The following is a 12,952-nucleotide window of genomic DNA, read 5'->3' as shown; positions in this document are numbered from 1 at the left end:
AACCTCGGGTCAACGGCATGACGTCTGTGGGCGACGAGGCTGGAAGTTCTTGCCATGTCAAGCAATTCCCGTTCGCTGAGGTTCAGTCCGGAAGCTCGGAGATATCCGACGGTTCGTGCCGTTCGACGTGGTTCTTGAGGTGCCGGAAGTCGCTCGAGGCCTCGTACACCGTGCGTTTCAACCGGTTGATCGACCCCAGCGGCCGGTGGGCTTCGAGCCCACGCCATGAGTTGAACGACAACACGTCGTCGCCGTAGGCCCGACGCAGCGCGCTGTAGGGGTTCTGCCGGGGGAACACGATTTTGGCGACCGGTAGGTAGGGCGAGACCGAGGTGTCCCAGTGCTTCGTGGCATCCTCGATCGGCATCGTCTGGGCATCGGTGCACAGCTGCACGCTGAAGGTGTATTCCGCACAGTTGTTCTCGAAAAATTCCATGATCAGGTCACGGTGGGCATCTTGACCGGGATTTCGTGGGAGGAGTTGCCCGGCAAGAGCTTTGACCTCGGGCGAGGACGGCTCGTACTTGAACCTCGCCACGTAGTCGCCGTAGCGGATGGGTGCGGAGGAGAAGAAGGTCTCGCCCAGGATCGGCCGGTTGGGGGCGACGAACACCGCCAGGTTCGGCGGGAGTGGCAGCCCGACCTTCTTCAGCAGACCCAACAGTTCACTGCCCGCGCCGAGCACCCCGTCGGACAACCGGGCCAGCGCACTGGCCGTGGGCATTCCCAGTCTGAGATAGGCGTGGGCATCGGCGAACAGGAACTCCTCGTGGGTGACCAACACGAAGTCCTGGGTGATGTTCGGTTCGTCGTCCATCGCCCGGGCCCCGTGCACGCCGATGGCCTTGAGGGCCAGGCCGCGGACACCGCGCATCTTGTCGCTACGCAACACCCCCGAGGTCGTCGAAATGCGCGCGATCACCGGATAACTGCGCGGCTCGGCGAACATCCCCTGGGCCAGCACACCGGGCAGGTCGGGGTTGACGATCAGTTCACCGCGCAGCACGGCGTGACTCTTGGCGTGGGCATCCCGCAGGCCCCGTTTGAACTTCTTGTACGCCCGCTCGTTGTTCTTGCGCAGTGCCGCGATGATCTTTTCGATCACCTCGGCTTCTCCGGCCCGTGGTTGCTCGAGGTCGTCGCGGTAGGAGACCGGGTCGAGATTCTCGGCGATGCGACGGACATCGGCTTCGGTCATCGTGGCGGTGGTGGCCTCGGTCATGTACATACCTTTCTGCCGGGCTTGGGGGACATGGAATTCCAGGGAGCGAATGGGTTGGTCACCCCGGCCAGAGCGGGGGCCAATTCGGGAAAGTGACGCAGCAGCACCGATCGCATGTCGTTGTCGCGAACCCACTTCATGCCGGCGACCGTGTACGTCTCTTCACGGAAGTCGACGGTGAAGAATCGGTCGCTTTCCAGCCGGCGGGTGGCCATCAGGATGAAAACCCGGAAGGCGGTGTCGCTGAACCCGAAACCTCGGGGCTTGGGTTCGGCGTACAAGCCGATCATCAGGTCGACCAGGTCCACGTCGTCGTAGATCTCACGCAGCTCGGCTGCCAGCACCGTTTCACCGGTGAGTTCCTCGAAAGTCCTGGCCGGCTTGAGCCGGAACAGCTTCCGGAACTCGTTGTAGCGCGGCACACCGCGCTCCCTGGACCGGATCAGGTCGATGGTGGCCAGGTCGAGTAGTGCGCCGTCGACGCGACGCAGGTTCTGCAGGTGCCGGGGAAAGTTGTGCAGCGACAACGCTCCCGGGTGGGCACGGCCGAAGGAGTAGAACAGATCGGCCATCGGCGTCTCGGCCAACCGGGCCCGTACGTTCTCGACGGACAGCTCGGGCAGCTCGTGCTCTGCGACGATCCGGTCATCGACCACCGAACGGAAGATGAAGTCGTCAGGGATCAGTGGATGCATCCGGTACACCGCGACGAACTCCTCGGTGAGCGAATAGGGCACGCCGTGGTGGGTGGTCGCTGAGCCCGGGATACCGCGCAGCAGCGGACTGCGGCTGATGCGACCGAAGCGCCGGCCCAGCCGTTCGCCCAGCAGCCCGAACCAGTTGGCCCGCATCGCCGCCACCGTGGTGGGGTGCGCGATGATGGCGGGGGTCCAGTCCACCGTGTGGATCTTTGCCATCAACGCGGAATTGACCAGGCGCGCCTTGTCGTAGAGCTGTTGATCGGTCAGATGTGGATGCGCCTGCGCCAGGCGGTCGCAGATGGCGTTGTGCTCACGCATGAACAGTGAGTGCAGCAAGGCCAGCCCGACCCAGAAGTTTCCGGCGGTACCGGTCAGGTCGACCGTCGCCTCCACATCCTGCGGCGGTAGCCCCGCGGAATCGATGCGTAGCTTGCCACCCTCGGGTGAGCGCAGTGCGCTGGCGAATTCCGGTGTGGTTCCGTAGATCTGAGAGCCATCCCACCAGTGTGACTCCTGCGTGGTGAAGGTGGGCGGACCGACCGGGTTGGGGTGGGGATCAGGCTGTGTGCGCTGCACCCGCATCGGCCGCTGCGGCCACGGGTCGTCGTCGTGCAGCGGTACCACCCAGGGGCCGCCGGCGACGGTGCCGTGGGCGAACCAGTCGTGTACCTCGAACTGGATCCACGCGGCGGCCAGCAGGTTGAGTGTGGTCGCGGGTTGAAAGCGCTCGCGGGTCAGCAGGCGGCGGCTGATCAGCCGCGGGTTGGGATCGAGAAGCTGCGGGTCCGATTCCGGGTACGTGTACTCGGCCGGCACGTTGCGCCCGAAGCGGCAACCGACGGCGCCCATCCGCGGATCGGCGAGGTCGTTGTACGAGCCGTCACGAGTACGGGCCGACAGATAGTTACCTACCGCACCGGGGACGGCGGTTTGAGGTGGACCCGGTTCGGCAGCATACAGATTCGAGGTGCGCAGTTGATGGCGTAGGCCGACCAGGACCGCCAGGCCCAGCGCGGTCGGCAGCCGCGACCAACCCACCGACTGATCAATCTGCTGGGCGATCCGGGCGCCCACCGCGGCCATCGTCGACCGCGCTCTGGATCCGACATTGTTTTGACGCACATGTCGATCGTTGTCGCGCCGATGCGAAATGACACGAGTAGTGAGCTACCCGAATGCAGGTAGCGCTCCACTCGTGTGTCGAGGTGTCGATGGCTCTACGTTCGCCGGTGACAACCGATGACGTCCGGACCCGAAGGAGGGACGACGATGACATTCATACCGTGCACGATCAAAGGACTGCCGGCCGGAAAGGTGATCGCCTCCGCGGAGGCCGCCGTCGGGGTCAATCCGGCGAATGCCCCCAACGTCACCGGGATCTCGGCCGGGGATCGGCCGTCTCGTGAACACCTGGCCGTCATGACGAACAAGCGCTGGAATGCCGGCGGGGTCCGGCTGACGGTCGGCTTCCTGGACACCCCGCCGGCCGATCTGCAGCGCCGAATCCTGGCTCATATGAACGCCTGGGGAGCGTGGGCGAACGTCAGGTTCGTGGCGTCCCACGTCGATCCCCAGGTGCGGATCGCCCGGGTGGCCGACGACGGGTACTGGTCCTACCTCGGTACCGACATCCTCCTGGCCGCCGCCGACGAGCAGACCATGAACCTCGACGGTTTCACGATGAGCACCGCCGAGGCGGAGTTTCGCCGGGTGGTCCGGCACGAGACGGGACACACTCTGGGGTTCCCACATGAGCACCGCCGCAAGGCAATTGTCGACCGGATCGACCGGGAGAAGGCCATCACCCTGTTCATGGCGACCCAGGGCTGGTCGCGGGACGAGGTGATCGAGCAGGTGCTCACCCCGTTCGACGTCTCGGCCTTGACCGCGACCAACGAGACCGACGAGAACTCGATCATGTGCTACGAACTGCCGGGTTCGATCATGACCGACGGCATCGGTGTACCCGGCGGAACCGACATCGACAACCTGGACGCCCAGTTCGCGGCGAGCATGTACCCCGGTCCGGTGTCGCCGAGCTCGGTGTGGCCGAACGGCAAACTGTACCTCTTCAACGGCTCGCAGTACGCGCGGTTCGACGAGGCCGTAGGCAAGACGGATCCCGGTTATCCGCTGCCGATGGCCGGGTTCTGGGCCGGTTTCCCGGCGGAGTTCGCCGATGGCATCGATGCGGATGTGCTGTGGACCAACGGAAAAGCGTACTTCTTCAAGGGCAGCCGATACCTGCGCTTCGATCTGCCGACCGATCGGGTGGATCCCGGTTATCCGATGGACATCTCGGCGGGGTGGCCGGGCGTCTGGCCGGATGGTTTCGACGCGGTGGTGGTGTGGCCGAACAGCAAGGCCTACTTCTTCAAGGGGGCGCAGTATCTGCGCTACGACATCGCCACCGATCAGGTCGACGCGGGTTATCCCAAGCCGATCAAGGACAACTGGGCGCCCAATCTGCCCACCGAATACGAGAACGGCATCGATCATGTGGTGATCCGCAACAACGGCAAGGCGTACTTCTTCAAAGGGTCGCAGTACATCCGCTATGACATCGCGTCGTCACGGGTCGACGCCGGCTACCCCAAACAGGTGGCCGGCAACTGGCCCGGATTGTGGGCCGACGGCGTCGGCCGGCCGGACTGAGCGCGTACCCATGCTCAGCACCCGCGCGCATGCTCGAACCGGCGGCGTCGAACCGTCGATTGCGGAATCGGCGAACTATCGCCTCCCTGAGGCCCGATCGTGTGTTGAATGCCAGTTGTAGGGTCGAGCACAGTTCCGAGGTGTTGCGGTGAGTCCGTCAAACAGTGAAGCCTGGACCGATCGGGCGCAGTGCGCCCTGGCCGACTTGGCAGCCAAGAACATCGACGCCGGTCCGCAGAACATCCTGGAAGCCGTGGCCGCCCGGTTCGCCTCACGGTTCGACTCCGAGGATCGTCTCTGCGCGGACGGGACGCCGCGGTGGCACCGCAGTGTCGCCGAGGCCGTCGACCGGTTGGTGCACGACAAGCTGGCGACCCGACGACGCGCGAGGAAGGACGCGGCGGGGGCCGAGCCGACGGTGGCCTTGACGGCCGCCGGCCGCCGTGCCGCCGAGCAGGCCTGTGAGCGGGCGATGGCGCCGCAGGAGCGGGCCCGGGCGGTGGCTCCGGCCGACGCGCCACCGCACCGCGACCTGCTGGTGGCCGGGGTGATCACGCCGCCACTGCGGGAGAAGTTTGTGGTGGGTCCTGACGATGACGCCGAGACGGCGCGGGAAACGTTGTGGCCGATCATGATCGAACTCAATCTGCGGTTTGCCGGCGGAGTTGCGGCGGCGATGGACCGGGTGCGCGAGCTGTGGCGCCTGGTCGGCGGGGCCGACGTCCCGCTGATGGTGGCCGACCAGTTCATGGTCGGTGAGCTGACCACCCGCCAGATCGAGGGCATGGTCTCGGCGGACGCGGTGCCGCAGCAGTGGCCCGAGCGGGCGGTCTACCGGATCTGGCCGGATTTCGACGCCCACCCGCAGATCGACGCGTCGTCCAACACCGTCAAGGCGGTCCCCGCGCAGCGGACATTCGCCTGCTTCGGGTCCGGAATCGTCTGGGCCGTCGTCGATTCCGGGATCGACGAGACGCATCCACATTTCGGTGACCGGGCCACCGTCACGGACCCCTCGGTCTGCGACCTACATCGCGATTTCACGGTGACCGGGGGTGATGCGGCATTCACGCCCAGTGCACTGCAGGATGCGGACGGACACGGCTCGCATGTTGCGGGCATCATCGCCGGCGGCCTTGTCGGAAAATCGGCCGACGACGTCTATGTGGCCGAGAAGCGCTTCAATGTCGGTGCGCCGGAAGGCGATATCCCCATCCTGCAGAAGCGGGCGATCAGCGATCCGAGCCGGTTGGCCGGGATGGCACCCGAGGCCAAGTTGGTCAGTCTGAAGGTGTTGGGGCCGGGGGAGCGGGCCGCGCGGGTGAGTCGGGTGATGCGGGCCCTGGCCTATGTCCGCGAGGTGAACGCCGCGAGCCAGCGGATGCCGCGCATCCACGGCGTGAACCTCAGCCTGGGTTACGAGTTCGCCGCGGAGTGGTTCGCGTGCGGGCAGAGCCCGCTGTGCATCGAGGTCGACAAGACCGTGCGGTCGGGGGTGGTCGTGGTCGCGGCGGCCGGAAACAGCGGATACGTCTCGCTCAACCCGCTGTTCACCACCGACGTCACGAAGTTCAGTGCGGGCATGACGATCAACGATCCCGGCAACGCCGAGCGCGCCATCACCGTCGGTTCGACGCACCGCGACGCCCCGCATACCTCCGGGGTGTCCTACTTCTCGTCCAAGGGCCCCACCGGTGACGGCCGGTGCAAGCCCGACCTGCTGGCTCCCGGTGAGCGCATCACCTCGGTCGCGGCCGGTCGAATGCGCAGCGATGTGCTGCGGCAGACCGACGCGCCGCCGGAGAGCGCGGCGATCTACATCGAGGCCACCGGGACCAGCATGGCCGCGCCGCATGTGTCCGGGGCGATCGCGGCATTCCTGTCGGTGCAGCGCGAACTGGTCGGCCGGCCCGACGAGATCAAGCGCATCTTCATCGAATCTGCCACCTCGCTCGGTCGCGACCGGGCGTTCCAGGGGGCGGGCCTGCTGGACCTGATGCGGGCCCTGCAATCCGTCTGAAGATTCACAGCACCGAGGAGTCACCATGACCGACACGATCAAGGGCAGGCCGTTGTGGCGGCTGGTGTTCGACGCCGATGGCGACGTCGACACGGACACCCTCGCCGCGATACGCGAGGGCATCGGCGCCCACGCACTCTCCGACCTGGTGCTGTTGTCCCACGGCTGGAACAACGACGAGGCCGCAGCAGAGTCGTTGTATGCCCGCTGGTTCGCCCTGCTGGCCGATCAGCTCGACGGTGACCGGAAGGTCGGATTCGTCGGGATTCGATGGCCGTCGCAACTGTGGCGGGACGAACCGATCCCGGACTTCGAGGACACACCCGCACATGACGGCGGCGCGGCGGCGTTGACCGAACGTACCGCGACCGCGGCCGGCCCGGCCACGCTCGGGCCGGCCGAGCTGGCCGACCTCAAGGACATGTTTCCCGATGGCAGCGCGCATCTGGACGCCATCGCAGCGCTGTTGGAGAAGCCACCCACCGCACAGCGCGCGCACGAGATGTTCGCCGAGTTGCGCCGGTTCAACGCCTCGACCAAGACCGGTTTCGACGACGGCGAGGCGGACGAGCCGGTCCAGGTGCCGGGCATGCTGGACGCGCAGCGGGAGCCCGTCGACGTCTTCACCCGGTTCGCCGACCGGTTGGCCGATTCCGGCGTGCAGTTCACCGACGGCACCGGCGGGGCGGCCGGTCTCGGCGACATGGGCGACAAGCTCTGGCACGGTGCCAAGGAAGTCCTGCGTCAGCTCAGCTACTGGAAAATGAAGAACCGGGCCGGCGTCGTCGGACGCACCGGATTGGGCCCCGCGATCGACGATCTCTCCGGTGCTCATCCGGATCTGCGGATCCATCTGATCGGACACAGCTTCGGTGCCCGGCTGGTGTCGTTCGCGCTCGACGGCATCGCCGATCACCGGCCGTCGCCGGTGAAATCGGTGACCCTGCTGCAGGGCGCATTCTCCCGGTTCACATTCACGAAGGGGCTGCCGTTCCGGGACGGCGACGGCGCCCTGGCGGGCCGATTGGCCCGGATCGACGGTCCGATGGCGGTCTGCTTCTCCAGCCATGACCGGGCGCTGGGGACGTTCTACCCGTTGGCCTCGTTGACCGCCGGTGACGACGCCGCCGGCCTCGACGATCCGATGGCGCGGTGGCGGGCGATGGGCGCACTGGGCGCATTCGGCAGTGACACGCAGGTTCTGGGCGAGGAGGGGGCGCAGTATCCGTTCCAACCGGGCCAGATCCTGAACCTGAACTCGTCAGAGGTGGTGATCGCCGATGCGGGCCCGTCCGGGGCGCACAGCGACATCTTCCACAAAGAACTGAGTTGGGTTACCGCCGTGGCCGGGAAATTGATCCCGGTTTGAATTGTGTCCGAGGGGGGACTTGAACCCCCACGCCCGTTAATAGGGCACTAGCACCTCAAGCTAGCGCGTCTGCCATTCCGCCACTCGGACTTGCCAACCTTGCGGGTTGGGCGCCTAAGGCTATCGGATTGTGTGCCCTAGACCCAAACCGGTGTCCCAGTGGTACGAATGGGACTGTGACTGTCCCCGCCTCCAGCGCCGACGAGGTGGTCGATCTCGTCAGCGCGCTCATCCGATTCGACACCTCCAACACCGGTGATCCGGCCACCACCAAGGGGGAGGCCGAGTGTGCCCACTGGGTGGCCGAGCAGCTGCAGGAGGTCGGTTACGAGACCGAATACGTGGAGGCCGGGGCACCCGGGCGGGGCAATGTGTTCGCCCGCTTGGCCGGCGCCGACCCGTCGCGCGGGGCGCTGATGGTCCACGGCCACCTCGACGTCGTCCCGGCCGAGCCGGCCGACTGGAGCGTGCATCCGTTCTCCGGCGCGGTCAAGGACGGTTATGTCTGGGGCCGCGGCGCGGTCGACATGAAGGACATGGTCGGGATGGCCATCGCGGTGGCCCGCCACTTCAAGCGTTCGGGCATCGTGCCGCCGCGGGACCTGTTGTTCGCGTTCGTCTCCGACGAGGAACACGGCGGCACCTACGGGGCCAACTGGCTGGTGGACAACCGGCCCGATCTGTTCGAGGGCGTCACCGAGGCGATCGGTGAGGTGGGCGGGTTCTCCCTGACCGTGCCCTGCAAGGACGGCGGGGAGCGTCGGCTCTACCTGATCGAGACCGCCGAGAAGGGCCTGTCCTGGATGCGGCTGACCGCGCGGGGACGGGCCGGGCACGGTTCGATGGTGCACGACGACAACGCCGTGACGGCGATCGCGGGCGCGGTGGACCGGCTGGGCCGCCATCAGTTCCCGCTGGTGCTCAATCCGGCCGTGGAGCAGTTCCTCAGCGCGGTGGCCGAGGAGACCGGGTACGACTTCGACGTGAACTCCCCGGACCTCGACGGCACCATCGCCAAACTCGGCGGCGTGGCCCGGATCGTGTCGGCCACACTGCGTGACACCGCCAATCCGACGATGCTCAAGGCCGGCTACAAGGCCAATGTGATCCCCGCGTCGGCGGAGGCGGTGATCGACTGCCGGGTGCTGCCGGGCCGCAAGGAAGCCTTCGAGCGTGAGGTCGACGCGCTGATCGGTCCCGACGTCACCCGCAGTTGGGAGCGCGATCTGCCGTCCTATGAGACCACGTTCGACGGGGACCTGGTCGACGCGATGAACGCGGCGATCCTGGCGCTGGACCCCGAGGCCCGCACCGTGCCCTACATGCTGTCGGGCGGGACCGATGCGAAGTCGTTCCAGCGGTTGGGGATTCGCTGCTTCGGGTTCGCGCCGCTGCGGCTGCCGCCGGACCTGGACTTCGCCGCGTTGTTCCACGGGGTCGACGAACGCGTACCGGTGGATGCCCTGCAATTCGGGGCGGGCGTTCTGGAACACTTTCTGCGGAACTGCTGACTTGCACGAGCTGGTTACACGAACTGACTACGAGAGGGAACCATGAGCACATCTCCGTACGACAACCTGCCGAAGCTGCCGACGTTCACCCTGACCTCCGAATCGGTCAGCGACGGGCAGCCGCTGGCCAACGACCAGGTCAGCGGGATCATGGGGGCCGGCGGTTCAGACGTCTCACCGCAGCTGAGCTGGTCGGGTTTCCCGGCCGAAACCAAGAGTTTCGCCGTCACGGTGTATGACCCGGACGCTCCGACCGCCTCGGGTTTCTGGCACTGGGCGGTGGCCGATCTGCCCGCCTCGGTGACCGAGCTGCCCGCCGGCGCCGGTGACGGCGGTGAGCTGCCCGGCGGCGCGGTGACGCTGGCCAACGACGCGAGCCAGAAGCGCTACATCGGGGCGGCCCCGCCGGCCGGTCACGGCCCGCACCGGTACTACATCGCCGTGCACGCCCTGCCGGTCGAGTCTCTTGAGCTGCCCGACGGCGCCACCCCGGCCTACCTCGGCTTCAATCTGTTCGGGCAGGCCATTGCCCGCGCCGTCATCCACGGCACCTACGAGCAGAAGTAGTTCTCCGCCGAGCAGACGTAAACCCGTACCGAAACCGGCGTTTTAGTAAGGGTTTACGTCTGCTCGCGGGTTGGCGGAACCCACGGCGTCGGCCAGTGAGGCGAACCCGCCGGCATGCAACCGCTCGGCGATGCCGTCGTGAATCTGCTTGGCCCACAATCCGCCGCCGTAGATGAACCCCGTATAGCCCTGCAGCAGGCTGGCTCCGGAGATGATCCGCTCCCAGGCGTCGTCGGCGGTCTCGATGCCGCCGACGCTGATCAACACGAGTTTGTCACCCACTCGCGAGTACAACCGACGCAGAACCTGCAGCGACCGCTGCGCCACCGGTCGCCCCGAGATCCCGCCGTTGCCCAACTCGGCGACGCCGGGGGTGGTCAGCCCGTCCCGCGAGATCGTGGTGTTGGTGGCGACGATTCCGGCCAAGCCCAATTCCACTGCCAGGTCCGCGATTTCGTCGATGTCGGCGTCCGAGAGGTCGGGTGCGATCTTGACCAGTACCGGCTTGGTCGTCTCGGCCCGCACCGCGGCCAGGATCGGCCGCAGCGATTCCACCGCCTGCAGATCCCGCAGCCCCGGGGTGTTGGGGGAGCTGACGTTGACCACGACATAGGCGGCCCGCCCGCTCACCAGTCGGGTGCTCTCGGCGTAGTCGGCGACCGCATCCTCGGCCCGGGTGACCTTGGTCTTGCCGATGTTCACCCCGATCGGGACGTCAGGGGTGTGTTCGGCCAATCGCATCGCCAGAGCCCCCGCGCCTTCGTTGTTGAACCCCATCCGGTTGAGCAGCGCGTGGTCTTCGGGCAGCCGGAACAGCCGGGGTTCGGGGTTGCCAGGCTGTGCCTGCGCGGTGACGGTGCCCACCTCGGCGTAGCCGAAGCCGAGCGCGCCCCAGGTCTGCAGCCCGCGGCCGTCCTTGTCGAATCCGGCGGCCAGCCCCATCGGCCCGGGAAACCGCACCCCGAACACCGTGCTGGCCAGCGCCGGATCGGCCGGGGCCAACCGACGCGCCAGGGCGCGCCGCAGGACGGCGGGGCCGGTGGCGGTCCGCAGGAGGGCGAACACCCACAGATGAATCCGTTCCGGGGGCACCAGGAATAGTGCCCGCCGCAGCGCCGCGTAGATCACAGGGACGGCGCCTGGGGCGTGCCCGCCATCGATGACGCGGTTTTCTTGCGGCGCAACAGCACCCGTCGGCTCCCGTCTGTGTAGGCCCGCACCCGGGTCAGTTCCCAGCCGCGGTACTCGGCCTCGATGGACAAGCGGATCGACGCGCTGATCCTGGTGACATCAGGGGGCAGTCGCAGCGGGATCCAGTCGTATTCCTCCGAGAGGTCCTCGGCGACGACCTTGTCCCATCCGGGGGGCATGCGGCCTTGCTGGATGGTGGTCATCGGCGCCCTGCCGCATCGCGGATCACCTGGACACCGGCTCCCGAGCCGGACACCACGTACAGGGTGCCGGTCTTGTCGTCGTAGGCCAGGGAGTTCGGTTGCTGCACGGTTCGATGACGCACCTTTTCCACGGGTATGCCGGTGGACAGATCGTAACCAATCACGGTGTTGGCCGCGGTCTGCGACACCCAGGCCAACTCGGCGGATCCGGCCAGGCCGTACGGGGCGGCGGGCACCGGGTAGCGCTGCCGCATGATCAACGGATCGGTGCCGAACACCAGCAGTTCGTCGCCGCGAGTGTCGGCGACCAGGACCCGGCCGCGAGCGTCGGCGGCGATCGTGGTGGCGCCCTCGCCGGCCCGGAGTGCCTGCGCGGCCTTGGTGCCGCTGGGATCCACGGCGGTCACCGAGGTCTGCCCGCGGTCCAGGACAACCGCGGTATTACCTTGTGTGACAAGCGAATCCACCCGGGCGAAGATCTTGAGCCGAGCGCTCACGGTGTGATTGTCGGCCAGCGTGTACACGGCGCCGTCGGCGCTGCCCAGCACGACTCTGCCGTCGGCGCGTACCGCGATCGCGGTGAACTCGACGTCCTGGTTGTCCGCCACCTCGATCTTGTCGGTCTTGGCGGCGCCGATGTCGATGCGGAAATAGCCGCCGCGGGTGGCGGCCAGGATGTCGCCGTGGCTGTCGACGCTCATCGCGGTGGCCGCCGGGGTCAGCGTCACGTTCCGGGTGGGTCCCGTGCCGCTCAGCAGGCTCAGCGTCGACTGCCCCTCGGCTCCGGGGGAGAGCACGGCCAGGGTGGCTGTTGCTGGATCGAACACCGCGCTCTCGGCGCGTCCGGCCAGCGGTGTGATCTGGCCATCGGGGGTGACGGTGACCGGCGGCGATACTGCGGCCTGAGCCGGTTCGATGGTGGGTGGCGGGGCGTCGGCGGGGTTGGACGTGCACCCCGCGGTGAGCAGCAGGGCCAGCGCGATCACGCCGGCGCGAACAGGCTGACCTGCAAAGATTGGGCGCAACGTGGGCTCTCGATCGGATGTGAATGGTCGGTGACGGGCAGGGATCCAGTTTAGGCATGGTGGTTGGCCAGAAATGGTCGCGTCTTCAACCATTACGGCATAAGTCGAGGTATGGTTCGACCATGACCCTCGCCGCAGACCAACAACTGGTTAGCCGTGAGTTTGCTATGGAGGATATTTCCACTGGTGTACACGCCAGTGGGTTTGGCCAGGTTGGCGATGGCCGGAGCTTTTCGTTCCATATCGAGCGTCAGCAACTGATCATCGAGATCTATCGCCCGCGACTGTCGGGTCCGGTTCCCGTCGAGGACGACGTGGTCGCCGTGGCCTCCCGCAAACTGACCGATATCGACCTGTCTGACGAACGCAGCTTGTCGGCAACCGTGCGGGACGCGGTGGCCGACGCGCAACCGGTTTCACGCGCCACGCGCTGACGACGTCCCCGGCGATCGTCACGGTACGGTCGTCGGCGTGACTGACGTCGGTGC

11 protein-coding genes and 1 tRNA gene are annotated in these 12,952 nt (G+C 66.9%); 6 read left to right on the top strand and 6 right to left on the bottom strand.

Annotated features, from left to right (window positions below):
• Nucleotides 1–82: 82 nt before the first annotated feature.
• Nucleotides 83–1,198: a catalase family protein gene (locus A5733_RS20625; RefSeq protein WP_076241515.1), complete on the bottom strand. Its 1,116-nt coding sequence runs from the start codon at nucleotides 1,196–1,198 to the stop codon at nucleotides 83–85.
• 20 nt (nucleotides 1,199–1,218) lie between these two features.
• Nucleotides 1,219–3,006, bottom strand: a complete 1,788-nt coding sequence (locus tag A5733_RS20620) for a peroxidase family protein (RefSeq protein ID WP_076241488.1) — start codon at nucleotides 3,004–3,006, stop codon at nucleotides 1,219–1,221.
• Between the two features lie 186 nt (nucleotides 3,007–3,192).
• Between A5733_RS20620 and A5733_RS20615 the strand changes: the two genes are divergently transcribed.
• The 3 genes from A5733_RS20615 (at nucleotide 3,193) to A5733_RS20605 (ending at nucleotide 7,967) form a co-directional block, all read left to right on the top strand.
• A complete protein-coding gene (locus A5733_RS20615) occupies nucleotides 3,193–4,578 on the top strand; it encodes a hemopexin repeat-containing protein (protein WP_076241487.1) in 1,386 nt (461 codons plus the stop codon).
• Nucleotides 4,579–4,726: 148 nt separating this feature from the next.
• A complete protein-coding gene (locus tag A5733_RS20610) occupies nucleotides 4,727–6,598 on the top strand; it encodes a S8 family peptidase (protein ID WP_076241486.1) in 1,872 nt (623 codons plus the stop codon).
• A 25-nt stretch (nucleotides 6,599–6,623) separates the two neighbouring features.
• Nucleotides 6,624–7,967 carry a serine-threonine protein kinase gene (locus A5733_RS20605; protein WP_076241485.1) on the top strand — a complete coding sequence of 448 codons (1,344 nt, stop codon included), beginning with the start codon at nucleotides 6,624–6,626 and terminating at the stop codon, nucleotides 7,965–7,967.
• A gap of 4 nt (nucleotides 7,968–7,971) precedes the next feature.
• Here A5733_RS20605 and A5733_RS20600 read toward each other — a convergent pair.
• Nucleotides 7,972–8,057, bottom strand: a tRNA-Leu gene (locus A5733_RS20600).
• Nucleotides 8,058–8,143: 86 nt separating this feature from the next.
• Between A5733_RS20600 and A5733_RS20595 the strand changes: the two genes are divergently transcribed.
• Nucleotides 8,144–9,478: a M20/M25/M40 family metallo-hydrolase gene (locus A5733_RS20595; RefSeq protein WP_076241484.1), complete on the top strand. Its 1,335-nt coding sequence runs from the start codon at nucleotides 8,144–8,146 to the stop codon at nucleotides 9,476–9,478.
• 42 nt (nucleotides 9,479–9,520) lie between these two features.
• Nucleotides 9,521–10,045: a YbhB/YbcL family Raf kinase inhibitor-like protein gene (locus tag A5733_RS20590; protein WP_076241483.1), complete on the top strand. Its 525-nt coding sequence runs from the start codon at nucleotides 9,521–9,523 to the stop codon at nucleotides 10,043–10,045.
• Nucleotides 10,046–10,087: 42 nt separating this feature from the next.
• On the opposite strand, the gene A5733_RS20585 is transcribed toward A5733_RS20590, so the two are convergent.
• The 3 genes from A5733_RS20585 to A5733_RS20575 are packed head-to-tail and all read right to left on the bottom strand — an operon-like array spanning nucleotide 10,088 to nucleotide 12,425.
• On the bottom strand, nucleotides 10,088–11,170 hold the full coding sequence (locus tag A5733_RS20585) for a quinone-dependent dihydroorotate dehydrogenase (protein WP_076241514.1): 1,083 nt from the start codon (nucleotides 11,168–11,170) through the stop codon (nucleotides 10,088–10,090).
• Nucleotides 11,170–11,439 (bottom strand): DUF5703 family protein, encoded by a 270-nt coding sequence (locus A5733_RS20580; RefSeq protein WP_067770565.1) that lies wholly within the window; start codon nucleotides 11,437–11,439, stop codon nucleotides 11,170–11,172. The genes A5733_RS20585 and A5733_RS20580 overlap by 1 nt, the downstream gene beginning before the upstream one ends.
• Nucleotides 11,436–12,425: a YncE family protein gene (locus A5733_RS20575; protein ID WP_076241482.1), complete on the bottom strand. Its 990-nt coding sequence runs from the start codon at nucleotides 12,423–12,425 to the stop codon at nucleotides 11,436–11,438. The genes A5733_RS20580 and A5733_RS20575 overlap by 4 nt, the downstream gene beginning before the upstream one ends.
• 161 nt (nucleotides 12,426–12,586) lie before the next feature.
• Between A5733_RS20575 and A5733_RS20570 the strand changes: the two genes are divergently transcribed.
• The gene (locus tag A5733_RS20570; protein ID WP_067770568.1) at nucleotides 12,587–12,898 is read left to right on the top strand and encodes a hypothetical protein; all 312 of its coding nucleotides are present in this window, start codon (nucleotides 12,587–12,589) and stop codon (nucleotides 12,896–12,898) included.
• Nucleotides 12,899–12,952: the final 54 nt, after the last annotated feature.

Origin of the sequence: Mycobacterium sp. NS-7484 (assembly GCF_001953975.1) — a bacterium.
In the GTDB taxonomy this organism is placed as follows: domain Bacteria; phylum Actinomycetota; class Actinomycetes; order Mycobacteriales; family Mycobacteriaceae; genus Mycobacterium.
The sequence above is the reverse complement of the archived record's forward strand: the minus strand, read 5'-3'. Positions and strand labels throughout refer to the sequence as shown.

What these genes read in the sequence shown, in the direction of transcription:
- A5733_RS20570 (WP_067770568.1), top strand. Translation starts at nt 12,587, where the DNA reads ATGACCCTCGCCGCAGACCAACAACTGGTTAGCCGTGAGTTTGCTATG.
- A5733_RS20605 (WP_076241485.1), top strand. Translation starts at nt 6,624, where the DNA reads ATGACCGACACGATCAAGGGCAGGCCGTTGTGGCGGCTGGTGTTCGAC.
- A5733_RS20625 (WP_076241515.1), bottom strand. Translation starts at nt 1,198, where the DNA reads ATGACCGAAGCCGATGTCCGTCGCATCGCCGAGAATCTCGACCCGGTC.
- A5733_RS20615 (WP_076241487.1), top strand. Translation starts at nt 3,193, where the DNA reads ATGACATTCATACCGTGCACGATCAAAGGACTGCCGGCCGGAAAGGTG.
- A5733_RS20590 (WP_076241483.1), top strand. Translation starts at nt 9,521, where the DNA reads ATGAGCACATCTCCGTACGACAACCTGCCGAAGCTGCCGACGTTCACC.
- A5733_RS20580 (WP_067770565.1), bottom strand. Translation starts at nt 11,439, where the DNA reads ATGACCACCATCCAGCAAGGCCGCATGCCCCCCGGATGGGACAAGGTC.
- A5733_RS20620 (WP_076241488.1), bottom strand. Translation starts at nt 3,006, where the DNA reads ATGGCCGCGGTGGGCGCCCGGATCGCCCAGCAGATTGATCAGTCGGTG.